Here is a 23,464-nt window from a genome sequence, read left to right on the forward strand (position 1 = left end):
TTAACAATCGAGGAAACCACCATGGATCAAAACGATATTGCAGAAATTGCCGAACTGATTGCCGATCTTGATGACGAAGCAACCGAGCTGGTGCAAGAATGTTTAGACGCAGGTTTAGATCCTGTTTCTGTATTGAAAGACGGTGTCGTTAAAGGTTTGGAAAAAATTGGTCAATTGTTTGAAGCCAAAGAATATTTTTTGGCGGAATTGATGGTCGGTGGCGAGTTGGCAGAAAACTGCATCAAAATCATCAACCCGCATTTGCCTAAATCATCGGATGGCGAACGCCAAGGCACAGTCGTTATCGGTGCAGTTTCCGGCGACTTGCACGATATTGGTTACGGCTTGGTGGCAAAACAATTAGAACTCGCAGGTTTTGAAGTGCATCAACTCGGTGTGAATGTCGATTCGATGGCATTCATCAACGCAGCAAAAGAAAAGAAAGCCAACATCATCGGCTTGTCTGCTTTCTTGGTAACCACCATTCCTAACTGCCGCGATGTGGTGAACTATGTGCGCGACATGGGCTTACAAGATCAATTTAAAATTGTGATGGGCGGCGCGGAAACCAATCAAGAAAAATCCAACATGATGGGTGCAGACGGTTGGGCGCCTAACGCGATGGAAGCAGTAACACTCTGCAAGAATATTATGGCAGCACATTTTGGGAGAGCAGCATAATGGCCGGTAAATTATTGGATATTATGGAGTTTCAAAGCCGCGCAGAAACTGGCGAGGTTTTAGAAAAATCCAGCAAGTTTGACATTAAATGGTCTCGTACGCTGCGTAAAGCAGCAGAAGAGTTTGGCGTAGTCTACACACCAGACAGCACGGTTATTTCTGATGAAATTGCTGACGGCGTTTTTAACGCGGCGGTGAAATTGTTAGCGGAGTGCGGCATTTATCACAACAACACTTTCCGTGTGATTGCGTTGACTGAACAAGAAATTCGCGACACAGCAGAGTTCTACAACTCTAATCCACGCGTTTCAAAATTCGGCCAAGGCGACGATCGTATTGAATACACCTACCGCAAAGCGTTTGAGAAAAAATTACCAATTCTTGCCGGCGGCCCTTGCGGTGTTATCGGTGAAGACTGGCACGACCCGTACATCCGTTCTTTCGTGAAAGAAAAAACGAACAAGGCGATGGGTATCACTGGCGGCATCGAAGTGATTCACGGCCACTCAGCAAAAGCGGGCACGCTGTCTGAAATGTATGCTGCCCAGTGGGAGTGTGCAGAAATCCAACGCATCTGCCGCGAAGAAGGTCGTCCTGGCATGCACCAAGGTTTGTTGTGCACGGCTTCTTCTGCCGCTGCATCGTTTGCCTGTATCGACGATCACAATCCTGATCGCCGCAAAACATGGAACACACAAATTGGTATCCACATCATTCCAGAAATGAAAATCGACTGGAACGCTTTCATGATGGCGAAATACTGCCAAGATCGCGGCATTGAGCCGTGGACTTCGTGCGTATCACTCACAGGCGCCATCTGTCGCGACGGCGCAGAAACTGCAATCGGTATCGTGTGTAACGCCCTCGGCCAGTTGTCTTACGGCCACGGCGGCATGACACAGATGTTTGCCAACCACCTCAATGGCACTTGGTCTGACCAAGAGACTCAGTGGGCGGTCGCCGCTGCGACGCGCGCGTTTGAGCGCCATGTCAAAGTGCCTATCGCTTCTGTGTGCGCAGGCATGGAGCCGTACTGGCGTACCTACGCCGGTATCTGGCAGGCGCAGGCGATGACGGTATCCAACACCATCAATGGCATGGGCTATGTGTGGATCGGCGGCCACTCCGGTTTAGAAACGCGCTTGGTCGGCGAAGTCATGCAAGCAACTTTGGAAGTACAAGACCCGAAAGAAGCGGATATTTTGATGAACAAAATCTTCGCCAAACGCAATGAAGAAACCGAGAAGCACAAAGCGAGTGGCGCCGGCCCTCGTCACTTCACCGACGCTTACGATTGCGAAAAATGCGAACCGAAAGCTGGTCTGCTGGAAGACTACAACCGTGTCAAACAAGAACTGTATGACATGGGTTTGAAAGCGCTGAAATAAAAACCGACCCCCTCGGCTCTGCGAGCCACTCCCCCTACTTTGCAGGGGGAGCAAATCCTCCCCTGTGCAATAGGGGAGGTGTCGCGTAACGACGGAGGGGTACTCTTTTTTTGATTGAATTAAATACGGAGAAAATTATGGCCGTTGTTGTTATCGGCGAATCCTTAAACGCCACCATTCCTGCCATTTGTGACGCAGTAAAAGCACACGACACAGCTTACATCCAACAAGTTGCATTAGAACAAGTTGAAGCAGATTCCGATTATTTGGATTTGAACGCACAGGTTACTGGTCGCGATGAATTGATCGATTTGCCGTGGATGATCGAAAGCGTGCGCGCAGTAACCAATATCCCTCTCGTGCTCGATAGTTCCAACCCACCTGCTCTCAAGCACGCGATGGAAACGATAGACTGGCAAGGTCAATACCCCGTGCTCAGTTCTATCAATAACAAACAAGGCAGTGCGCAAAATTTATTGCCGTTGGTCGCCAAATACAACACGGGCGTTGTTGCATTGTTGTTGGATGACAACGGCATCAATCACACTGCTAAAGGCCGTTTTGCAATTTGTAAAGAATTGGTCAACAAATCGCGCGACGCTGGCGTTGCTGATAAAAACTTGTGGATCGACCCACTCATTCTGCCACTCGGCACTGACGACAATGTCGGCCCAATCAGCTTTGATTTATTGCAAATGATGAAAGCAGAATTTCCTGAAGTGCGTACTTTCTGCGGCTTATCGAATGTCAGCTTTGGCATGCCACACCGCGCACTGCTAAACCGTACTTATGTAGCAATGTTGGCTGCAAACGGTATGGAAGGCTTCATGATCAACCCGCGCGTGAAAGAAATGCGCGCGATGATTTACGCCATTCGCGCACTGATGGGCGAAGACGAAAAATGCGGCGATTACATTCAAGCGCACCGCGATGGTGTTTTGTTAACGCCAATGTCTGACGAGATGAAAGCCAAGCTCGCAGAAAAACAAGCGCAGGAAGAAGAAAAAGCGCGTAAAAAAGCGGAGCGTGAAGCGCGCCGCGCCGCAGCGAAAGACGGCAGCGAAGCTTAATTAACCCTGCCTCGCTATAACAAAAAGCCGACAGCAATGTCGGCTTTTTTATTCGCTCATATTTAACAACTATCCCAGTTTTTTTCCCAGCAAATGAAAGGAAATGGACAATGCTTCATGCACATCCGCTGAAGTAGCAATCTGCCCTTTGGTAATCCAGTCACACATCGACACATGATCTTTCATGGCAAACGCTTTAGCTTCTGTTTTGGTGAGCCATGAATACGCTGTCAATGCGCCGCGAATCAGCAAAGAATCTGAAATCATAGTGGTGCGTTTTGACGGCTCAAACCCTTGATCGGTAGTCCAATCTGTTGCCAACTTGCGCTGGCCCGCATCAAATACATCGCCCAAAAAAATAGCGACATTGGCGGGCACAGACACACCATTACCTGCCTTGGATACCTCGTTGAGATATTGCAACACCAGTGCATCATTCCATTTAGGAATATCACTAATAATCATTGTGACATCGTGAATTTGCGCAAAGCTAGCCTTACCTTTCAACAACAGCATGGGCTTGATATGAATCTTGCTGTAATCGTGATTAAACATACTGCGCCATCCTTCCCAATTCATTTTCCTTTTAAATTTTTACATTCAAAATTTTGTAGCAGCCTTGAACCGCTTGCACCACATCCTCTGCATTAGTATCCAAATCGCGCACTAACCACTGACAACCTGCTGGCAAATCTTTTGAAGCAAACGCTTTCATTTCTGTTTTTGTTAACCACGAATATGCCGTTAATGCGGCGCGTATCAGAGCAGAGTCTGTCATCGTAATCGTGCGCGGTGACGGTTCAATATTGTTATTCGCCATCCAATCAACCACTAATTTTCTTTGTGATGCTGCAGCGCCCAAAGTTTCACCCAGAAAATGGGTAATCGCCGCTGGTGCTGTTTTTTGTTGGCCTAAGCGCGCGCTTTCTTCTAGCAACTGCACAATGTCTTTTTCTGTCCATTTTTCAATCGTGGTAATCATGACCGCGATATCATCAACATAAGCCAATGCCCCTTTACCATTGAGTACTTTTGTTGGAGGAATTCTGCGTTTTATTCCGTACTGTACCGCCACTGTGATAGCTCCTAGAAATAATTATTCATGATCGACGGTAACAACACCCCAATCCTGTACTGGCATCGTAGTAGTTACCTGCGTTGGCATCGCTGCTACATTCTCAGTGCGCCACATCCACAAAGCTAACGCAAAATCTTCACCGCTGGTTTCTTTTAACAATAGCTGTCGGTAAGTATACAAACAAGCATCACCGTCTGAGCCCATGAGTTGCTTTAGTGTGCTGAGATACTCTCCTTCGCCACGCAAAATATCCTGCGCTAACGCACCATAAAATCCTTTAGTAAAGCGTAAAAGCTGGCGACGATACGCTAGTTCACTACTTTGCATATCCCCTTGATAGACCGAAGGCAATCTCAGCTGGACTGATAGGGGCTGTAGCGTACAAGTGCCGCCAGAAGCCAATGCACTAGAAGCTCCTGCCAACAAAATAGCCACGCAAAACAATGTCGGCATTACACGCATATCTCACCAAAAATCTGTGACACCGATACAATAACGCGCACTTCACTGCTGTCAATGTCCCATGCCACGCCGATTCGTCACGCTTATTTTATTGGCAATTTTTTTTGTGCTGCTTACTACTCGTAGCACTCTTGTCAGTGCAGATACGCACAATAACGACCAAGTCTTATCACAACATCCACAGTGGTTGGCACTGTTGCATATGCAAAAAAATCCACTCACCGGCAACTATCGCAGCGAAGTGGATGACAACAGTTTTTTTCTCTCTGGCAAAAACGATGACAGTGCCGCCGAACTCCGCGCCACCATTTCAGCACTGCAACAAGCGCACAGCAATGACAGAAGCGCATGGTGCCGCTTTCCTGCGCGCGCAGCTTTTCTCGCTCGACACTTAGCCTTGCAAAAACCGAATAACCTTCAATGTACGGCGCTGGCAGATTGGCGCATGCAGTTTTCGCCAGAAGAAATCACCTTGGTTTACCCCGATCCCTACCTCAAAAAAATTGCTTCCATTTTTGGCCACACTTTTCTACGAATTGATGCCAAAGACAAAATTGAAAAACCTGTATTGCTCTCACAAACTATCAGTTACTACGCCGATGTTGGCGCTACCGACAATAGCGCTGTTTTATATGTGGCAAAAGGTTTAACAGGTCGCTTCCCTGGCGTGATTGCGTTAGACCCCTACTTTGAAAGACTTCGTACCTATAGTGACAACGAAGATCGTGATATCCGTGAATACACACTTGCATTAACACAAGATAAAGTTCGTGAATTTATTGACCATGTATGGGAAGTGAAAGGAAGTAGCTTTAATTATTTCTTTTTAGATGAAAACTGTTCTTATCGACTTATTTCACTACTGGATGTGGTTACACCAACACATAATCTGCGCGAACAGTTCACCACACACACTATCCCTATCGATACGATAAAAGCTCTACAAGCTAACCATTTAATTTCTAAAACGCGCTACATCCCATCTGCACGAAAAAGATTTTATGCCTCATTAGAAAACCTCACACCGGAGCAAAACCAGCAGTTAAAAGAGCTGCTGCAAGGAAAAATGTCTATTGAACAGGTAGTTGATGAGCCCGTACTAGAAGCAACGAGAAAATACCGCAGCATTCAAATACAGACTGATCCAAATAAAAAAACATTACACGCACAACAAGCGCATCAAGCGATACAACAACAATTCAAAATAAACACTGTCACACAGGGAAAATCACCACCACTAACTGCGCCAGATCCCACCACGACCGGCCACGACATCATGCGCGTACAAACGGGTTGGCAACACGATGATGGCAAAGATTATCTAACACTAGGTACGCGCTATGCCTTTCATGATTTTCACGACCCACTAATCGCTTATCAAAAAGGCGTGCAATTGGAAGTTTTAAATTTTCAAGTGCGCATTGATCCGTCTAATGACGCATCTATTAACTTAGATAACATTCGCTGGTTTGATTTACAATCTTACAGCCCTTCGGATGATTTTTTTCAAGAAGCTTCTTGGGGAATTTCTGTTGTACGGCAGCGCGAATTACTGGGCAACAAAGTGCGGCTTGCCAATATGATTGAAGGCTATCGCGGCATTGCCAAACATTGTGGGCCTCTATTGTGTCACGCTGAAATAATTGGCGGCGCACTCACCAATGGCTCTCTGAATAAGGATTGGGATTTGCGTGCTGGTGTAAGAGTCGGCGCGCTGTATCAAACCACGAATTGGAGTTGGTCAGCAGACGCCAGCCAACAACAGTATTTGATCAACAGCAGTGATGCACTCACACGCTTTAATACTGAAGCCAGCTATCGCATCACTAAAGATTTATCGGCGTATTTTTCCTACAGTCACGAAGAAAACGACGACGCGACACGCGATCGCTTTCAATTATCACTGCGCACCTTTTTCTAATTTCTGCTCCGGTTTTTTTGCCTTTTGTTTTGCTGGTTTTAATGGACTTTTATCCTGCTTGTCAGGAATTCCATCATTATCGTCATCATCATCGCAGGCATCACCGACACCATCTTTATCCGTATCTTTTTGATTACGATTTTCCACCAGCGGGCAATTGTCTTTGTCATCTAATACGCCGTCATTGTCTTTGTCGTTATCACAAACATCGCCTATTTTGTCGCCATCACTGTCTTTTTGATCAGGATTCGCTACATTGAGACAATTGTCGCGCTGATCGCCCACACCATCACGATCCGTATCAACGGATTCGGTAGAATCATTGGGAAATGCATCACACACATCGCCAACTTTATCGCCGTCGCTGTCTTTTTGATCAGGATTTGCCACCAGCGGACAATTATCTAAGTCATCGGCAATGCCGTCATTGTCATCATCAGCATCACAGGCATCACCTTGCCCATCTTTATCGGCATCCAATTGATCTGTGTTTGGTGTTTGTGGGCAATTATCTTTTGTATCCACAATGCCATCACGGTCCGCATCAAAAAATAACGACGGCACTTCTGTTTGTTTATTGGCGTTATCGCCCCAACATTTCACACCCACAGAATCTAACGCGCAGGTGCTGTACCAACCAGCACTAATAGAAAAAACAGGTGGTTTTAATAAATCTTTTGGTGGGTCTGACTGGCCGCGATCACGCGCTCCCCAACAGACAACACCGGTATCGTCTAATGCGCAAGTGTGATCAAAACCCGCACTGATTTGTCGTGGATTTTGTAATGGTGGCACAACACGCTTTTTATAATTTTTTAACACATCGGGATCACGCGCTTCTTCATCAAAATAAATATCGCCCCAACACACCACACCGCGATCATCCAAAGCACAACTGTGGTGATTGCCAGAGGTGATTTGATGCGGATTTACTAAGGCGGGCACATCCAATTGTTGCGCCCAATTATCGCCCCAGCAGCTCACACCTTTTTCATCTAATACACAGGTATGAAAACCGCCCGCCGCAATTTGTTTTATATTTTTTAGTTTCTTTGGTGCATTCAATTGTCCGCGACTGTTATCGCCCCAACACTGCACACCTTTCGTGTCTACCGCACAACTGTGGTACCAACCCACGCTCACAGCCTCTGGCTTGTGCAACACAGGCGCGGTAGCTTCACCGTGCGCGTTGTTTCCCCAACACTGCACACCGTTATCACCGATTACACAGGCGTGTGTGTTACTGACGCTGAGTGCAAACGGATGTGCAAAACTTGGCGTAACGCCCATACGCGGCTCACTGCCCCAGCACTGCACGCCGCTGTCATCCAGCGCACAACTTCGGCGATAGCCCGCACTAACGATATAGTCAGCACGATCTGGGTTGCGCCCAACAGACTGCTCCAGTTCGTCGCTAAGACGATCATTATCTCTATCGTTGGGCATTGCTTGCACAACAGTTATACCAACGATGGATAAGCAAAGTGCAAGAAAAAAATGTTTGGCGAGGTACATAAACATCCAGCGTTGTGAAATATTTAGGGGATCGAGGCAGTATAGCGATATCCAGATACAAGAACGCCCCGCAAGCGGGGCGTTTTATAACCAGCAATCGATGATGGACTTAGGCTTTAGGACCCGCGTTCAACACCGCTTCGCTGACTTCAAACTTCTTGATGTTTTCTTGGAACAAACCCGCCAGCTTTTTCGCTTGCGCGTCGTATTCCGCTTGATCGGCCCATGCGTTGCGCGGATTCAGGTATTTGCTATCCACACCGCTAATTGCTTTCGGCACAGTCAAATTCAATCCGGCCAATTGCTCCGTCTCGCCTTTGAGCAATTCGCCGCTCAAGCAAGCATTCACAACTGCACGCGTAACAGGAATCGGGAAACGATTGCCTTTACCGCCAGGGCCGCCAGCACCGCCTGTCCAACCGGTATTAACCAAATACACTTGTGAGCCGAAATCTTCCACACGCTTCATTAACAACTTCGCATATTCCATCGGACGGCGCGGCATGAACGGCGCACCGAAGCAGGTGGAAAACGCAGGCTGCACACCTGGTGCTGCACCGACTTCCGTTGAACCCACGCGCGCGGTATAGCCAGACAAAAAGTGATACGCCGCCGCTTCTTTCGACAAAATAGAAACCGGTGGCAACACGCCGGATACATCACAAGTCAAAAAGATCACCACTTTCGGTTCGCCTGCAGCGTTCGCCAAGGCGCGTTTTTCTACATGCTCTAAGGGATAAGAACAGCGACCGTTTTCGATGTTGCGCGTTTGACCATCAACCGTGTCAGTAATTTCCAAATTGCTGTAATGCGCTTGTCGATTACCATCGACATGCACATTTTCCACGATGCTGCCAAAACGAATTGCATCCCAAATAATTGGTTCATTTTTCTGCGACAAATCTACCGTTTTTGCGTAGCAGCCGCCTTCGATATTAAACACTGCGCCTTTTGCCCAGCCGTGCTCATCGTCACCGATCAAATAGCGAGCAGGATCGGCAGACAATGTGGTTTTACCTGTGCCTGACAAACCAAAAAACAGCGCAACATCACCCGCTTCACCGACATTCGCTGAGCAGTGCATTGGCAATACATCTTTCTCTGGCAGCAAAAAGTTTTGCACCGAGAACATCGCTTTTTTCATTTCACCGGCATAGCGCATGCCAGCAATCAATACGCGGCGGCTAGCAAAGTTCAAACACACAACACCATCTGAATTCGTGCCGTCACGCGCTGGATCACATTGGAAAGAAGCGACATTCAAAATCGTCCATTCTTCTTTGCCTTTTGGATTGTATTTTTCAGGGCGAATAAACATGTTGCGTGCAAACAGCGCTTGCCACGCAGTTTCTGTATTCACTTTGACGGGGATGTAATGCTCGTCGTGCGCGCCGACATGCAGCTGCGAAGTAAAACGATCTTTTTGTGCGAGATACGCTTCGACACGATCCCACAAGGCATTGAATTTCTCTTGTGTAAATGGGCGATTGACATTGCCCCAGTCGATGGCGTCTGCCGTCGATGGCTCTTGTACGACAAAGCGGTCATTCGGAGAACGCCCTGAGCGTTTGCCTGTCGTGACGAGCAGCGCTCCTGTGTCAGTCAAAGAGCCTTCACGGCGCAGCAGTGCTTGCTCGATCAATGCGGCTGAGGTCAGTTCGTTGTAAACCTTGGTATCTTCGATTGCGCTCATTGTGTTCCTGTCGGCGGTGGCCGATCTCCGATGTCAGAAAGGAAGTAGAACAACGCCTAGGTAGGCGGGGTGTGTATCTTACCCGAACCCGAGAGACAGGGAAAATGGCGCACCCTCACGGTGCGGCGCAATACTCAACTTACGGGTACAATGCCCAGCCCTCTGCGGGCGCACTAAGCCCCACAAATCCCTATGAAATCAATGGAGAACTGCATGAGCACTTCTAGCTCCAGCCCAAAACCTGCGCCGCTGGCCGGCTTGCGCGTTATCGACTTTTCTATCCTCGGCCCCGGCGCGACCGCCCACCATTTTGCAGAATTGGGTGCAGATGTAATCAAAGTCGAAGTACCTGGTGGCGACTATGTGCGCGTGATGACTTGGCCCATCGTAGAAGGCATTTCCCTACTGCATTGGCACATCGCGCGCGGCAAAAAATCCATCGAGCTGGACTTGAAAACACCGGAAGGCAAAGAAATTTTCAAAGAGCTGATCAAGGACGCTGACATCATCATCGAGGCGATGAAGCCTGGCACGCTGGATCGCTTGGACCTCGGTTTTGACGAGCTGAAAAAAGTGAATCCTAAAATCGTGTTCTGCTGCGTTTCTGGCTACGGCATGACTGGCCCTTACGAAAACATGCCCTCGCACGGCGTGGCTTACGACACTTGGGCGGGCTGCGTCGAGCCAGCACGCGACGAAGAAGGCATGGTCTATCTCCCTGCTCACCCCTCTATCGGCATGCACGCTGGTCCATTACTGGGCGCGTTTGCAGCCCTCGCTGCCGTGATGCGCGCACGCGAAACCGGCGAAGGCGCTATGGTAGAAATCGGGCAATCCGATGGTGCGGCATACATGGATTGGTATCGCATCGAGAGCTACAAAGCCTATCAGCGTCCACAATCAGAAGTGACAGGCAACGCCGCTGATGATTTCCGTCGTCGCCCTGTCGGCACTGCCGGTTTGAAAGAAGGCGTACGCTATCAAGCTTACGAATGTAAAGACGGCTATGTGTTGTTCATGGCATCCGAGCAATCGTTCTGGAAAAACTTCTGCGAAGCGCTTGGCCGCATGGATATGTTTGAAAAATGGCCGGGCAAAAAATTGGCTGATCACGCGCCCGGCAATAAAGAAATGCAGCGCGAGCTGACAAAAATCTTCAAAACCAAAACCATCAAAGAGTGGATGGATTGGGGCGTGGAAGTGAAAACACCGATCGCACCAGTTTACAACTCAGAAAGTGTGATGGAAGACGAGCACTTCAAAGCGCGCTTCAAGTGGTATCCGCATGAAACACACGGTGCAGACATGATGAGCTACCCTGTGCATTTCATCGACGAAGAACTGCCGGTGCCAAGCAAAGCACCCACGCCAGGTCAACACCGCGATGAAATCCTCAAACGCGTTTTGCATTTTGATGATGCGAAAATTGCAGCGATGGAAGCCAAAGGTGCATTCGGCAAGAAATAAGTATTGTGCTGTACTGCCAAAAAAACCGGAGCAATCCGGTTTTTTTATGCGCGTAAAAAAGCATTCACATCTGCAACAAAAAAGTCACTGGTCCATCATTGACCAAAGCCACTTGCATATCCGCTGCAAAAATACCGGTGGCGATGTTGCTGTGCTGCTCGCGCAAATAATTGACGCTGTAATCGTAAATATCTCGCGCGTGTTCTGGCGCAGCGCCAATGGAAAATGAAGGGCGCAAGCCACTGTTGGTGTCTGCCGCCAGCGTGAACTGCGACACTACCAACACACCACCAGCGACATCTTGCACGGAGCAATTCATCTTGCCGTTGGCATCGGCAAACAGACGATAGCGCAACATTTTGTCGCACAGCTTTTGCGCGCGCGCGTAATTGTCGTCACGCTCTACGCCGAGCAAGACCAGCATGCCGCGCTCAATCTCGCCGACCACCTCACCCTGTACCGTCACACTCGCACGGCTGACGCGTTGAATTAAAACTTTCATAACAACTGGTTAAGCTCCCGAACTTCCGCTAGCATCACGGCTCATTCTATCGACATTTTTGAGTGCCACTGCATGCCACTGCCCTCTCGGTTTTTTGCTGCCACTGCATTGGCGGTCTGCTTCGCATTCAACACAGCACACGCCGAGGCGAAAGAAAAAACGGCAGATGCTGCCGAAGGGCAATTACCACTGGATGAGCTGCGCACATTTTCATTAGTGCTGGAGCAAATTCGCGCAGCGTATGTCGAGCCAGTCAGCGACAAAACTTTATTGGAAAATGCGATTCGTGGCATGCTCGGTGAGCTGGATCCACACTCGGCCTATCTCGATGAAAATGATTTTTCCGATCTAAGAAATATGACCAGCGGTGAATTCGGCGGCTTAGGTATAGAAATTGGCGCGGCAGAAGGCTTGATTAAAATTGTATCGCCCATCGACGACACACCAGCCAGCCGCGCAGGCATTCAAGCTGGCGATATTATTATCAAAATTGATAACCATTCCGTGCAAGGTATGAGCATCAATGAAGCGGTAACTTTAATGCGTGGCGATATTGGCACAGCAATCAAACTGACTGTCATGCGCATCAATCAAGAACAACCCTTGGAATTTCATTTGGTACGCGAAACCATTAAAACTCGCAGCGTCAAAGAAAAATTCTTGGAACCTGGCTTTGCCTATATTCGCGTCTCACAATTCCAAGTCAGCACAACAGAAGAATTACAAAAAGCACTGTCCACATTAAAAAAACAAGGCGCCATTCGCGGTTTGATTTTAGATTTGCGCAACAACCCTGGCGGCCTGTTGAGTGAAGCCGTCAGTGTTTCTGATACTTTTCTCGACGAAGGTTTGATTGTCTACACTAAAGGTCGTGTACCCAGCAGTAACACTCGATTCAGCGCAACAGGTGGTGATGCACTGTCTAACGCACCAATGATTGCACTCGTTAACCAAGGTACGGCATCCGCAGCAGAAATTGTAGCGGGCGCATTGCAAGACAATCGGCGCGCAAAAATTCTCGGCAGCAAAACCTTCGGCAAGGGCACAGTCCAAACCGTGATTCCAATCAGTGCGGAAAAAGCCATCAAACTGACAACAGCGTTGTACTACACACCCAAAGGTCGCTCTATTCAAGCTGAAGGCATACAGCCTGATATCGTTGATAACGACAACAATCTTTCTGCTGCACAATCTTCTGCACTCACATCAGAAGCCAGCCTTGAGAAACACATTACCAACGCAAATAAACGCGACACAAAACAGCCGGCAGTGAGTACTAACAAAAAAGATTCGCAATCCAGCGCCGCGCCAAATGCAAAAAAACATGAAGCGCCTGTAGATAACCAACTACAAGACGCATTGCAGCTTCTAAAAAAACAAACACAGTAGTGGCTGCTTAAATCACCATCACGCCATCCATTTCCACTTGCGCGCCGCGAGGCAAACTGGCGACTCCCACTGCAGCGCGTGCCGGATAGGGTTGTACGAAATACTGCGCCATTACTTCATTGACGAGCGCGAAGTGAGCAAGGTCCGTGAGGAAGATATTTAATTTCACAATGTCTTTCAATTCACCGCCCGCTGCTTCACACACGGCAGATAAATTTTCAAACACCTGCACGATATGTGCGCGCATATCGCCTTCCACCATCTGCATGGTTTTAGCATCCAAAGGAATTTGCCCTGATAGATACACGGTATTGTTGACCTTAATCGCTTGGGAATAAGTACCGATAGCTGCTGGCGCTTTTTCTGTTTGGATCACTGCTTTGTTCGTCATTTCTTCTACCTAACTCTAGCAAAAAAACAAAATAAACTTTCTTAATGTTTGACGCGCACAGTACGCACAACGGCAGGCATGGTGCGAATTTTTCGCATAATATTCGCAAGATGCAGGCGATTTTTTACAGCAATTGAAAGTGTAATCACTCGGAATCCTGCATCCTTTTCTTCAAAAGCAATTTTATCGATATTGGCTTCCATGTCTGTAATACGCGTGGCGAGCTGCGCGATGATGCCACGCTCATTGCTAACATCCACGCGCACATCAACAATGAATTCACCGCTAACATCCGGCGACCAATTCACCATCAAACATTTTTCTGGATTTTCACGAATATCGGCAATATTTCTGCAGGTATCGGTATGCACAACTAAGCCGCGTCCTGCGCTGATGTGCGCGATAATCGGGTCACCCGGAATCGGTTTACAGCATCGACCAAAACTAATTACGGCGCCATCCGCCACATCAATCATCAAAGGTGCTTGTGCGCGTCGCGCTATTTTATTGCCGCTCTCTTCTTGTTCTTCATCCGACACCAATCTTTTTGCCACCAAGTACGCAGCGCGATTGCCGAGGCCGATACCTTCTAAAATATCATCAAAATGCTCTACCGCTGTTTGTTCAACCAATTCACAAATTTTTTCTTCCGTAATTTGTTGTAGGTTTTTTCCCATACCTAATAGGGCTTTTTCTAATAAGCGTCGGCCGAGATCAATCGACTCTGTGTGCCGTTGTGTTTTTAAGAAATGTCGTATCGCACTGCGCGCTTTGCCGGTAGTGACAAAATTTAACCACGACGGATTCGGTTGCGCGCCAGGTGCAGTCACAATAGCAACCACTTGCCCACTTTCTAACGGCTGCGATAAAGACGCGAGTTGACGATTGATGCGACACGCAACGCAGGCATTACCAATATCCGTATGCACTGCATAGGCGAAATCTACCGCCGTTGCGCCGACAGGCAATTCAACAATTTCTCCGGTGGGCGTGAAAACATACACTTCATCAGGAAACAAATCGATTTTTACATGTTCGATAAATTCTAAAGAATTTCCCGTGCTTTTTTGAATCTCTAATAAATTACGAATCCATTCGCGTGCGCGCACTGCACCGGCTGGCGGCTTTACTTCGTCTTCACTTTTATACAACCAGTGCGACGCAATACCGCTTTCTGCCACTACATCCATCTCGCGTGTGCGAATTTGCACTTCTATCGGCAGACCATGCATGCCGATCAACACCGTGTGCAGTGATTGATAACCGTTGGTTTTAGGAATGGCAATGTAATCGCGAAATTCACTGTGCACGGGTTTATACAGACTGTGCATTACGCCAAGTACGCGATAACAAGTGTCAACACTGTCCACCACGATGCGAAACGCATACACATCCATGATGTCGGAAAATGATTTGTGCTTGCTGCGCATTTTCATATAAATGCTGTACAAGTTTTTTTCGCGACCTGTCACCTCGGCAACATGGCCTTCTTGCGCCAAACAGCGTTTGATATTTTCTTCAATTTTGTTGACGACTTCTTTGCGATGACCCCGCGCTGCACTGACTGCTGCGGCGATGCGCGTCGCGCGCATGGGATACATTGCTTGGAAGCCCAAATTTTGAAATTCAATGCGCAAACTGTTCATGCCAAGCCGATTAGCAATCGGCGCATAAATTTCTAACGTTTCGCGTGCGATGCGGCGGCGCTTCTCTGGTTTGAGAACACCTAGCGTACGCATATTATGTAGACGATCGGCGAGTTTAACGATAATGACGCGAATATCTTTCGCCATCGCCATCGCCATTTTTTGAAAATTTTCTGCCTGCGCTTCAGCTTTGGAAGTGAACTCGATTTGTGTCAGCTTGCTAACGCCATCCACTAAATCTGCCACGGTGTCACCAAATTGCTCAGCTAATGCGCTTTTGCTGATGCCCGTGTCTTCAATGACATCGTGTAACAGTGCAGCGATCAAACTGTGGTGATCGAGTTTTTGCTCGGCAAGAATGTTGGCGACTGCCAACGGGTGCGTGACATAAGGCTCACCGCTACGGCGGGTTTGACCGTCATGCGCCTGTTCCGAATAGAAATAGGCGCGGCGAACCTGTTGTACCTGAGCTTGCGGGAGGTATGAGGACAGTCGGTGACAGAAGGTGTCAATGCTCGTTTGCAATCAAGCCTCCGCACGACCTCAGTCGGCGTCGTCGTCTGGCGCGTTGTTGTCGTAAGGGCGCTCCGCCAAATGTTTGAAGCGATCTTCTAACGGCTCTTCCAACACTTCTGGCGTGATTAAGCCCAGCTCGATTTCGCGCAACGCCACCACGGTAGGCTTATCGTTTTCCCAAGGCACCAAAGGCTCACGCCCTTTAACCGCAAGCTGACGCGCGCGCTTAGCGCCCTTCATCACCAACTCAAAGCGATTTTCAACAAATGGGAGACAGTCTTCTACGGTAATTCGAGCCATGCTTAAAACCTTACCTTGGAGTTCAACATCAGTAGGAGGTGCCACAGCAGCGTATGAATCGCCTGCACCAGTGGGTCTGTCAGTTTACGCAAAGCCCCTCTTGGTCTCAAGACCGATAGGGTCAACTGCATTGAAACTCTACGCACAAGGCACGATGATCAGACAAGCGCCGCCAGTGTGCACCTGTCAGACACACCGCCGACTGCAGCGTCAGATTGCGAAAATACACGCGATCCATACACAACAATGGCAGGTGTGCCGGATAAGTTTTTTGCAACGCGCCGGCAGATTCACTCAATGCCTCTCGCAACCCCCACTCACGCAAACAACGATGTGCACGACCATTCCAGTCATTGAAATCCCCCGCCAAGATCAAAGGTGCGTCGTGCGGTATTGCCTGAAGCAGTGCTTGCAGACAACGCAGTTGGTAGCGACGCTCCAGCGCCAGCAAGCCGAAATGCGTGCACAGCACATACACGCCATCCTCTGTCACTGTCGATAAAATTCCGCGTCGTGAAAATGGCAGAACACTGATGTCGTGATTATTCGTCTGCGTAAACGGTACTTTGCTCAGAATCGCGTTGCCGTGATGCCCATGATCGTAGACAGCATTTTTGCCATAGGTTTTGTAATCCCACACTTCATCGGCTAGGTACTCAAACTGCGCGTCTACCCATTGATGTATTTGAGCGGCGTGATGATGGTTTTCTCCAACCACCTCTTGCAAGCAAACAATATCTGCACCCACTTCACGAATCGCTCGGCGAATTTCATTTAACACCCATCGGCGATTGCCGACTGAAAATCCCTTATGGATGTTGTAGGACAATATACGCACGCTGCACCTTCACAACCAATAACGCAGCAGGCGGGGAATTTGGCCAAAGACCAACAACCACGCATAAAATTTATTGATATTTTTTATAGTTATTTCTCGACTATTCTCCACCAAAAAAAGACAATCCTTTTCTATATCATTCCTTGACTGCGTCGAATACAAGGGAATATCCAATTCAATATCGTGCAACATACTTCTATGGTTCATGTTGCTACTGCCAATCACAATCGCATCATCAACCAGCATCATTTTTGTATGCAATATCCCTTTTTCGTATTCATAAATTCTTACACCTGCGCGCAATAAATCCAAATAGTATGTGCTTGATAGCGCTGGAAAAAATTTAACATCTGAATGCGCTGGAACCATAATACACACATCAACTTTTCTACGGCCTGCTTTCTTTAAGGCACGAATAATGGATTGCACTGGCGAAAAATATGCGCTAACTATCCATATTCTTTGTTTCGCAGCGTAAAGGCTTTGCAGCATAACTCGCAAACGCCTTCTGCGTAAAAAAAGACCTAAGTTCGTTACAGGATGCAGTAAAAAATAAGGCGATAGCTTTTTAATATCATCAAGCCATACTGCCTCAAAAAACTCACGCAATAATTGACAGCGGCTCCCTGTGACGCGCACACCGCAATCTTTCCAATTCAAACTGCGATCATGATTTTCGATATGGTCATCGGTGATATTAAAGCTGCCCACCCATGCCTGCTGATTGTCAATCAAACATAATTTACTGTGCTGGCGTTGATTGACGCGCCAAAGACGGCGAAAAAACCGCGCCGCCCAACTACTGCGTTCAATGCGGTTTTTTGCCCAAGACCAAGGTAAGGGGTGATAAATATGCAGTTCTGCACCGCGAGCACGCAGCCTTTCTTGCAGTATTACAACAGCAGCCGATGAACCCACACCATCAACAATCACACAAACACGAACACCGCGCTGCGCCGCTTCGCACAAACTCTGTAGCAGTGGCTCACCGATAGAATCCAACGAGAAAATATAGGTCTGTAAAAAAATACTGCGCTGCGCTTGCTGAATGTTTTTTAATAAATCAGAAAACCAGTCTGCGGCAGAAAAGAAAACTTGCTCGGTATCCCACGCCGGTAAAGGCTGGATATTTCGTGGCCAGCGCGCCATATCAAGCGAGTGCCAACACCTCTTGCACCAACTTGTTTATACCAACGCTGACATCGGCAATGGTCTGCCCCAACATATACGCAGGCGTTGTCACCAATTTTTTCTCACGATCGACACAAGTTTCTTCCACGCCGCAAACACAGTGCAATGCACCCATAGCGTTAATTGCAGCAGCAATTTCTTGATCATTGCCAATAGTGGCTTTGACTTCTTTCCCACAAATCGCAGCTGCCATCGTCGGGGCAATACACAGTAAACCGATGGGCTTTTTAGCTGCATGCATCGCCTGTGCGAACGCTAAAAAATCTTTTTGCACAATTAAATCTGCACCCTTTACGGCAAAATCACACAAGTTTTTTGCAGCGCCAAAGCCGCCTGGCACAATCAACGCATCAAAATCTTCTACACGCGCTTCCGTCACGGGTTTAATTTTTCCACGCGCAATGCGCGCCGCTTCCACCAACACATTGCGCGTTTCACCAGCCGCCACTTCACCTTTGAGATGATTCACCACATGCATCTGCGGTATATCTGGTGCAAAACACTGCACTTGTGCGCCCGCTTGCGATAGGTGTAACAAAGTGAGTACAGCTTCGTGAATTTCTGAGCCATCAAAAACACCACAGCCCGCTAACACTACCGCTACGCGCTTACTCATACACTCACCTCGTTAGCACAGTTTTGCAACACAACACCGCTTTAGAATTTTGCGTCGCGTTTTTCGACAAACGCATCGCGCGCTTCTTGTGAATCTTTATCGCTATACGCTTGCAAAGTAAAACCTTGTTCCCAGCGATATTTATCTTCCAGATTGCCGTCTTCAATACCGGTCAATGCTTCTTTTGCCAGCGCGATCATTACCGGACTTTTCTCGGCAATTTTCATTGCGATTTCACGCGCCGTTTCACGCAGCTGTTCTTTTGGCACCACTTTTTCTACCGCGCCTAAACGATACGCTTCTTGCGCAGTAATCGCTTCGCCGGTGAAATACATGTAGCGCACTTTTTGTACGGGGAACATACGCTGCAAATGCGCACCGCCGCCCATCGCACCGCGATCCACTTCAGGCACTGCAAATGTTGCACATTCAGACGCCACGATAATATCCGCCGCGCCGGAAATGCCGATACCGCCACCCAACACAAAACCATGTACCGCAACTATCACAGGCTTGGAATTGCGATGTATCGCTTGGAAAGTGTCGTAATTGCCTTTGTTCACTTTAGTGATCAAATTACCATCGGCAGCCAATTCTTTGATGTCTACGCCGGCACAAAAACCGCGACCTTCTGCCGCAATAATAATGACGCGCACCGCCGCATTTTTTCCCAACGCTTCAATTTCAGTGGCAATGTCTGCCCAGCCTTGCGAAGTAAAAGCGTTGACTGGCGGCTTGTTAAAAATCAGTTCAGCGATGCCGTTGTTGTCGATGGTGGTGGTAAAGGGTTTGCTCATGATGACCTCTCTTAGATTCGCGTGCGATTTTACCAGCCAGCCCGCGACGAAACCAAACAAACACAATGGCTTTACGCTATTATCGAGTGCCATAACAAGTTAATTCGACAAACAGGGATGCACGCTGTGTCACGCCATCTTTTCTTCATTTTTACCCTGTGCTTGCCAGCAATATTGTGGGCAGATCCCGCTGCCGAAATTAACCGCCTCGCACCACCAGCCTTGCGTGACACTTACGCCACACGCCAATTCGCACCTCTATGGCTAGAGGGAGACAAACCCAGCACGCGTGCGACACAAGCTTTGGAGTTGATGAACCAAGCAGAATTCGATGGCCTACAAGCTAGCGACTACGCACTACCCGCCTTGCAACAATCGCTCACCACACTGCAACAACAAAGCGGCAGCGACACACAACTCGCAGCATTTGACCTCGCCATGAGCGGAGCGTTGACACACTACGCCAGCGATCTCTACCTCGGCCGCGCAGACCCACGACAAATGGGCATGGCGATCGACACCAACACCAAACGCGCCGCACTGCCGCAGCATCTGCAAACCGTTCTAAACGCGACCGATCTCACCGGCGCACTGGCCACGCTGCGCCCCACGATTCCACCGTATACCGATCTGCGCCGCCTACTGGTCAAATACCGCACACTAGCAACACAACATCCTTCTGCACCTGTATTACCCCCATTACCCAGTAAAAAACTTGTTGCCAATAGCACTTGGGATGGCACACCTGCACTCACCAACTGGTTAATTACACTGGGTTATCTGCCCGCCAACACGACCGCGACTACGCAATACGATGACGCCGTGGTGGAGGGCGTGAAACGCTTTCAACAGCAACACGGCCAAATTCCTGACGGCGTAATCGGCAAGCAGACCTACGCCAATTTGCTGGTTTCTCTGCCACAACGCGTACAACAAATTGAGTTGGCGATGGAACGCTTGCGCTGGATCGATGACAGTGTGCTGCAAAAGCGTTTTCTGCTGATCAACATTCCGCAATTTACGCTGTGGGCTTACGCACCCGATGCCAATCAACAACCGAAAGCTGTTTTGCAAATGCCAGTCGTGGTCGGCAAGGCGCTCAGGCATCAAACACCTGCCATGACCAAAACACTCAGTGCCTTGGTATTTAATCCGTACTGGAATGTGCCGCGCAGTATCGCCACCAAAGAATTGTTGCCGCAGTTGTACGACAACCCTTTTTATTTGGCGCGACAGGGCATGGAGTTGGTCGATGGCAGTGGTCGCTCCATCGGCAGTGAAGTGGGTGAGGCAGAATACAACGCCATACTCAACGGCGGTGCGCGCATCCGTCAGCGCCCTGGCAGCCAGAACGCACTGGGTAGTTTGAAATTTGTTTTTCCCAATGACGATGCGATTTATATGCACGACACGCCATCGAAATCTTTTTTTGCCAAAGAACGCCGAGATTTGAGCCACGGTTGCGTGCGCCTTGGCAACCCGATGGCGCTGGCGCTGTTTGTTCTGCAATCACAAAATGGCGGTTGGGATGAAGAACGCATTAGAAATAAATTAGCTAACAGCCATGATCAACATTTGTCGCTCGGCGAGAAATTGCCGGTGCTACTGCTGTACTTTACTGCTACAGCAGACGACAAAGGCGAGGCAATTTTTCTACAGGATATTTATCAGCGGGATAACAAATTGGCGGCGTTAATCACTGCGCACCGCGCTCACTGAAAAATCTGCGCGTATTGCTCTGGCACGGGCTTTAACTGCCCTGTTTTGTAGTCGAAAGTCAGCATCGCCGTTTTGGCGATGGCGCACAACTGACCTGTTTTGAGATTGGTGACGCGATAGACAAAATCGCAGCCGTATTTGTTGAAGTCCTGCGCCGCCACTTCAATTTTTAAGCGATCGCCGTAATGTGCTTCCGCTTTGTAATTGACGGCGAGATCCGCACCGATAAAACCACCGAGGTCCACGCCATATTGTTCAAACGGTAGTGTTGCCATATAGCGACGGCGCGCTTCGTTGAGCAAACCCACCAAGCGTTCGTTACCTAAATGCAATCCCGCATTGATGTGTTCGATGTAAATATCCAATTCCGTGGCAAAAGGAAACTGCTCAGGAATGTCGATGTGGATTTTCGCCATTACCAGTACCGCACGCGGCCGGTATCGACATGCACGAAATCCGATTCCGAGTAGTAACCCACACCGCCGCGCTTCAATTCTTTCGCCGCATCGCGCACATCACTTAAAGACGAGCCGAGCAGTCGAATATCCACAGCCTGCCCTGTTAAGTGCATGCTTTTTTCAGCCACACCAGTATGGGCAGAGCGTTTACGCAGCATCGTATTGGTTTTTGGCGAACGATACGCAGAAATAATTTCAAACGGCTTGCTGCTCTTCAAGTTGCGCTGCACTTGCCACAGAGTATCCAACAGTTGTGGATCAATCGGATGAACATCGCCGCTACGGAAATCGCGCATTAAATGCGCGACGCTGACCAAAGACTGCGGCACAAAACGCTCGCCTACTTTATAGATCAGCGACATCTCTTCACCGGTGTGCGTGTGCACAAACGACAGCGCGCGTTGCTTGCCGGAAATTTTTGCTGCGTGCGATAAACTAGGAGCCGCGAGAGCAACGGCACCACCAGCAATACCGCACAGCAAGCGGCGGCGTTGGGGGCAGACTGTTTCGTCCGGCAATTCAATCAAGGGACTATCAGTCAACTTTCTACGGGTAAAAATCACTGAGACAACCTCTGGCTTACGGCCAGCGTTTTTCTAGGGCTGGCCATGCTACCCCATGCAATCAGCTCAATCCACCCATAGAAATCAAGGTTTTAGCTTATTGTACGCGCCCTGCCAACACGGTGAGACGCGCCTCCGCCTCGCTGACAATACGGGCGATCAGGTCGGCGCAGGTCGGCAAATCGTCGATGGTACCTGCCACTTGGCCCGATGGCAGCACACCTTCATCAGGCCGCCCTTCCACCATCGCCTTCTGAATAATCATGGGCGCGTTGGCAGAAAACATCGCCTGCGACAGGGTCATGTCATCGTCTTTTGCCATCGCCAGCGCCGATTGAAACAGCGACAAAAAGCTCGCGCCGGTCAGAGCTCGGTATTTGAGTCCATTTTGCAGAGCAAGCACTAACTTACGCAGAGTGCCTGCTTTTTCAACGCTACTGAGGAAATCATTGAGGATCATGCGCTGCGGCATACCATCCAAGGCGGTGGAAACGATGATCTCGGCGGGATTCTTACAGGCGAGGTAGCGTTGCTTGGTCGCCTCCGGCACAGGGCTCTCTTGCGTGAGCAGAAAGCGCGTACCCATGGCGATACCGTCCGCACCCCAAGCCATCGCCGCCACCAGCCCGCGACCGTCTTTGAAGCCGCCCGCCGCCAACACCGGCACTTTGCCCGCGCAGGCGTCGATCACCTGTGGCACCAATAAAGTGGTAGGTACCGCGCCGGTGTGGCCGCCACCTTCGCCGCCTTGAATAGTGACCGCATCCGCACCCATCTCTATCGCCTTTGCCGCGTGCTTGGGCAAGCCGATGGTCGGCATGCAAATCACGCCAGCATCCTTCAACTTCTTCACCATGTCTTTGCCAGGCGAACGCGAGTAACTCACCGCACGCACGCCGTGTTTCACCACCATGTCCACGATCTGCGGCGCATTGGGCTGATACATATGGAAGTTCACACCGAAAGGTTTATCGGTCAGCGATTTGGTTTTGATGATGGCCGCTTCCATATGCTCAGGCGGAATAGTCGCGCCGGCGAGAAAACCGAAACCACCGGCGTTACAGGTGCCCGCCACCAAGCGCGGATCAGCCACCCAGCCCATCGCCGTTTGAATGATTGGGTACTGGCAACCCAGTAAATCGGTGATGCGCGTGCTGAGGGATACTGTCATGGCAAGTCTCTGGCTGGTTTTGCGGAGGCGGCATTTTATCAAAATGCGCTAGGCAAATTGTCTTAGGTGCAGAACACAATCGGGCAGGAAAT

The 23,464-nt window shown here is 49.1% G+C and carries 23 protein-coding genes; 7 read left to right on the top strand and 16 right to left on the bottom strand.

The annotated features are described in order from the left end of the window. Nucleotides 1-21 precede the first annotated feature (21 nt). From R3E63_01405 to R3E63_01415, 3 genes are all read left to right on the top strand, one after another. Nucleotides 22-681: a cobalamin-dependent protein gene (locus R3E63_01405; GenBank protein ID MEZ5538619.1), complete on the top strand. Its 660-nt coding sequence runs from the start codon at nucleotides 22-24 to the stop codon at nucleotides 679-681. Next, nucleotides 681-2,069, top strand: coding sequence for a monomethylamine:corrinoid methyltransferase (locus R3E63_01410; GenBank protein ID MEZ5538620.1), 1,389 nt, complete (start codon nucleotides 681-683; stop codon nucleotides 2,067-2,069). Before R3E63_01405 ends, R3E63_01410 begins: the two co-directional genes overlap by 1 nt. A gap of 137 nt (nucleotides 2,070-2,206) precedes the next feature. Next, the gene (locus tag R3E63_01415; GenBank protein MEZ5538621.1) at nucleotides 2,207-3,139 is read left to right on the top strand and encodes a dihydropteroate synthase; all 933 of its coding nucleotides are present in this window, start codon (nucleotides 2,207-2,209) and stop codon (nucleotides 3,137-3,139) included. Nucleotides 3,140-3,208: 69 nt separating this feature from the next. On the opposite strand, the gene R3E63_01420 is transcribed toward R3E63_01415, so the two are convergent. The 3 genes from R3E63_01420 to R3E63_01430 are packed head-to-tail and all read right to left on the bottom strand — an operon-like array spanning nucleotide 3,209 to nucleotide 4,670. Further along, nucleotides 3,209-3,718, bottom strand: coding sequence for a hypothetical protein (locus R3E63_01420; protein ID MEZ5538622.1), 510 nt, complete (start codon nucleotides 3,716-3,718; stop codon nucleotides 3,209-3,211). A gap of 7 nt (nucleotides 3,719-3,725) precedes the next feature. After that, the gene (locus tag R3E63_01425) at nucleotides 3,726-4,214 is read right to left on the bottom strand and encodes a hypothetical protein (GenBank protein MEZ5538623.1); all 489 of its coding nucleotides are present in this window, start codon (nucleotides 4,212-4,214) and stop codon (nucleotides 3,726-3,728) included. A 21-nt stretch (nucleotides 4,215-4,235) separates the two neighbouring features. Next, complete coding sequence (locus R3E63_01430; protein ID MEZ5538624.1) at nucleotides 4,236-4,670, bottom strand: hypothetical protein; 435 nt, start codon at nucleotides 4,668-4,670, stop codon at nucleotides 4,236-4,238. Nucleotides 4,671-4,740: 70 nt separating this feature from the next. Between R3E63_01430 and R3E63_01435 the strand changes: the two genes are divergently transcribed. Then, nucleotides 4,741-6,600: a DUF4105 domain-containing protein gene (locus R3E63_01435; protein MEZ5538625.1), complete on the top strand. Its 1,860-nt coding sequence runs from the start codon at nucleotides 4,741-4,743 to the stop codon at nucleotides 6,598-6,600. Here the strand turns inward: R3E63_01435 and R3E63_01440 are convergent. Then, nucleotides 6,580-8,115, bottom strand: coding sequence for a thrombospondin type 3 repeat-containing protein (locus R3E63_01440; protein ID MEZ5538626.1), 1,536 nt, complete (start codon nucleotides 8,113-8,115; stop codon nucleotides 6,580-6,582). The genes R3E63_01435 and R3E63_01440 overlap by 21 nt on opposite strands. A 109-nt stretch (nucleotides 8,116-8,224) precedes the next feature. After that, nucleotides 8,225-9,808, bottom strand: a complete 1,584-nt coding sequence (locus R3E63_01445) for a phosphoenolpyruvate carboxykinase (GenBank protein MEZ5538627.1) — start codon at nucleotides 9,806-9,808, stop codon at nucleotides 8,225-8,227. 213 nt (nucleotides 9,809-10,021) lie between these two features. Between R3E63_01445 and R3E63_01450 the strand changes: the two genes are divergently transcribed. Continuing rightward, on the top strand, nucleotides 10,022-11,275 hold the full coding sequence (locus R3E63_01450; GenBank protein MEZ5538628.1) for a CoA transferase: 1,254 nt from the start codon (nucleotides 10,022-10,024) through the stop codon (nucleotides 11,273-11,275). A 64-nt stretch (nucleotides 11,276-11,339) separates the two neighbouring features. Here the strand turns inward: R3E63_01450 and dtd are convergent, their stop codons facing one another. Continuing rightward, nucleotides 11,340-11,777, bottom strand: coding sequence for a D-aminoacyl-tRNA deacylase (gene dtd, locus R3E63_01455; GenBank protein MEZ5538629.1), 438 nt, complete (start codon nucleotides 11,775-11,777; stop codon nucleotides 11,340-11,342). A gap of 72 nt (nucleotides 11,778-11,849) precedes the next feature. Here dtd and R3E63_01460 point away from each other — a divergent pair, with 72 nt between their 5' ends. Beyond that, nucleotides 11,850-13,166, top strand: a complete 1,317-nt coding sequence (locus R3E63_01460; protein MEZ5538630.1) for a S41 family peptidase — start codon at nucleotides 11,850-11,852, stop codon at nucleotides 13,164-13,166. A gap of 7 nt (nucleotides 13,167-13,173) precedes the next feature. Here R3E63_01460 and R3E63_01465 read toward each other — a convergent pair whose 3' ends face one another. The 7 genes from R3E63_01465 to R3E63_01495 all read right to left on the bottom strand — a co-directional run bounded on the left by R3E63_01465 (nucleotide 13,174) and on the right by R3E63_01495 (nucleotide 19,461). After that, on the bottom strand, nucleotides 13,174-13,557 hold the full coding sequence (locus tag R3E63_01465) for a RidA family protein (GenBank protein ID MEZ5538631.1): 384 nt from the start codon (nucleotides 13,555-13,557) through the stop codon (nucleotides 13,174-13,176). Between the two features lie 41 nt (nucleotides 13,558-13,598). Next, the gene (gene spoT, locus R3E63_01470; GenBank protein MEZ5538632.1) at nucleotides 13,599-15,728 is read right to left on the bottom strand and encodes a bifunctional GTP diphosphokinase/guanosine-3',5'-bis pyrophosphate 3'-pyrophosphohydrolase; all 2,130 of its coding nucleotides are present in this window, start codon (nucleotides 15,726-15,728) and stop codon (nucleotides 13,599-13,601) included. Nucleotides 15,729-15,746: 18 nt separating this feature from the next. Then, nucleotides 15,747-16,019, bottom strand: a complete 273-nt coding sequence (gene rpoZ, locus R3E63_01475; GenBank protein ID MEZ5538633.1) for a DNA-directed RNA polymerase subunit omega — start codon at nucleotides 16,017-16,019, stop codon at nucleotides 15,747-15,749. A 121-nt stretch (nucleotides 16,020-16,140) separates the two neighbouring features. Further along, nucleotides 16,141-16,857 (bottom strand): endonuclease/exonuclease/phosphatase family protein, encoded by a 717-nt coding sequence (locus R3E63_01480; protein ID MEZ5538634.1) that lies wholly within the window; start codon nucleotides 16,855-16,857, stop codon nucleotides 16,141-16,143. Nucleotides 16,858-16,866: 9 nt separating this feature from the next. Further along, entirely contained in the window at nucleotides 16,867-18,006 is a 1,140-nt protein-coding gene (locus R3E63_01485; protein ID MEZ5538635.1) for a phosphatidylserine/phosphatidylglycerophosphate/cardiolipin synthase family protein, read from the bottom strand. Between the two features lies 1 nt (nucleotide 18,007). Continuing rightward, nucleotides 18,008-18,664 (bottom strand): isoprenoid biosynthesis glyoxalase ElbB, encoded by a 657-nt coding sequence (gene elbB, locus R3E63_01490; GenBank protein MEZ5538636.1) that lies wholly within the window; start codon nucleotides 18,662-18,664, stop codon nucleotides 18,008-18,010. A 41-nt stretch (nucleotides 18,665-18,705) separates the two neighbouring features. Continuing rightward, entirely contained in the window at nucleotides 18,706-19,461 is a 756-nt protein-coding gene (locus tag R3E63_01495) for an enoyl-CoA hydratase family protein (protein ID MEZ5538637.1), read from the bottom strand. A gap of 126 nt (nucleotides 19,462-19,587) precedes the next feature. Here R3E63_01495 and R3E63_01500 point away from each other — a divergent pair, with 126 nt between their 5' ends. Then, nucleotides 19,588-21,180, top strand: a complete 1,593-nt coding sequence (locus tag R3E63_01500; GenBank protein MEZ5538638.1) for a L,D-transpeptidase family protein — start codon at nucleotides 19,588-19,590, stop codon at nucleotides 21,178-21,180. Here R3E63_01500 and R3E63_01505 read toward each other — a convergent pair. From R3E63_01505 to R3E63_01515, 3 genes are all read right to left on the bottom strand, one after another. Continuing rightward, nucleotides 21,174-21,596 (bottom strand): thioesterase family protein, encoded by a 423-nt coding sequence (locus R3E63_01505; protein ID MEZ5538639.1) that lies wholly within the window; start codon nucleotides 21,594-21,596, stop codon nucleotides 21,174-21,176. The genes R3E63_01500 and R3E63_01505 overlap by 7 nt on opposite strands. Continuing rightward, on the bottom strand, nucleotides 21,596-22,165 hold the full coding sequence (locus R3E63_01510; GenBank protein ID MEZ5538640.1) for a DUF882 domain-containing protein: 570 nt from the start codon (nucleotides 22,163-22,165) through the stop codon (nucleotides 21,596-21,598). The genes R3E63_01505 and R3E63_01510 overlap by 1 nt, the downstream gene beginning before the upstream one ends. Before the next feature lie 133 nt (nucleotides 22,166-22,298). Further along, the gene (locus tag R3E63_01515; GenBank protein MEZ5538641.1) at nucleotides 22,299-23,411 is read right to left on the bottom strand and encodes a nitronate monooxygenase; all 1,113 of its coding nucleotides are present in this window, start codon (nucleotides 23,409-23,411) and stop codon (nucleotides 22,299-22,301) included. Between the last annotated feature and the right edge of the window lie 53 nt (nucleotides 23,412-23,464).

It is taken from the genome of Pseudomonadales bacterium (assembly GCA_041395665.1).
Classification (GTDB): Bacteria; Pseudomonadota; Gammaproteobacteria; order Pseudomonadales; family UBA7239; genus UBA7239.

Bases quoted from the DNA above. Each gene is read 5' to 3' on its own strand.
- R3E63_01405 (MEZ5538619.1), top strand. From the start codon at position 22: ATGGATCAAAACGATATTGCAGAAATTGCCGAACTGATTGCCGATCTT.
- R3E63_01410 (MEZ5538620.1), top strand. From the start codon at position 681: ATGGCCGGTAAATTATTGGATATTATGGAGTTTCAAAGCCGCGCAGAA.
- R3E63_01415 (MEZ5538621.1), top strand. From the start codon at position 2,207: ATGGCCGTTGTTGTTATCGGCGAATCCTTAAACGCCACCATTCCTGCC.
- R3E63_01420 (MEZ5538622.1), bottom strand. From the start codon at position 3,718: ATGAATTGGGAAGGATGGCGCAGTATGTTTAATCACGATTACAGCAAG.
- R3E63_01430 (MEZ5538624.1), bottom strand. From the start codon at position 4,670: ATGCCGACATTGTTTTGCGTGGCTATTTTGTTGGCAGGAGCTTCTAGT.
- R3E63_01435 (MEZ5538625.1), top strand. From the start codon at position 4,741: ATGCCACGCCGATTCGTCACGCTTATTTTATTGGCAATTTTTTTTGTG.
- R3E63_01440 (MEZ5538626.1), bottom strand. From the start codon at position 8,115: ATGTACCTCGCCAAACATTTTTTTCTTGCACTTTGCTTATCCATCGTT.
- R3E63_01445 (MEZ5538627.1), bottom strand. From the start codon at position 9,808: ATGAGCGCAATCGAAGATACCAAGGTTTACAACGAACTGACCTCAGCC.
- R3E63_01450 (MEZ5538628.1), top strand. From the start codon at position 10,022: ATGAGCACTTCTAGCTCCAGCCCAAAACCTGCGCCGCTGGCCGGCTTG.
- dtd (MEZ5538629.1), bottom strand. From the start codon at position 11,777: ATGAAAGTTTTAATTCAACGCGTCAGCCGTGCGAGTGTGACGGTACAG.
- R3E63_01460 (MEZ5538630.1), top strand. From the start codon at position 11,850: ATGCCACTGCCCTCTCGGTTTTTTGCTGCCACTGCATTGGCGGTCTGC.
- R3E63_01465 (MEZ5538631.1), bottom strand. From the start codon at position 13,557: ATGACGAACAAAGCAGTGATCCAAACAGAAAAAGCGCCAGCAGCTATC.
- rpoZ (MEZ5538633.1), bottom strand. From the start codon at position 16,019: ATGGCTCGAATTACCGTAGAAGACTGTCTCCCATTTGTTGAAAATCGC.
- R3E63_01485 (MEZ5538635.1), bottom strand. From the start codon at position 18,006: ATGGCGCGCTGGCCACGAAATATCCAGCCTTTACCGGCGTGGGATACC.
- elbB (MEZ5538636.1), bottom strand. From the start codon at position 18,664: ATGAGTAAGCGCGTAGCGGTAGTGTTAGCGGGCTGTGGTGTTTTTGAT.
- R3E63_01495 (MEZ5538637.1), bottom strand. From the start codon at position 19,461: ATGAGCAAACCCTTTACCACCACCATCGACAACAACGGCATCGCTGAA.
- R3E63_01505 (MEZ5538639.1), bottom strand. From the start codon at position 21,596: ATGGCGAAAATCCACATCGACATTCCTGAGCAGTTTCCTTTTGCCACG.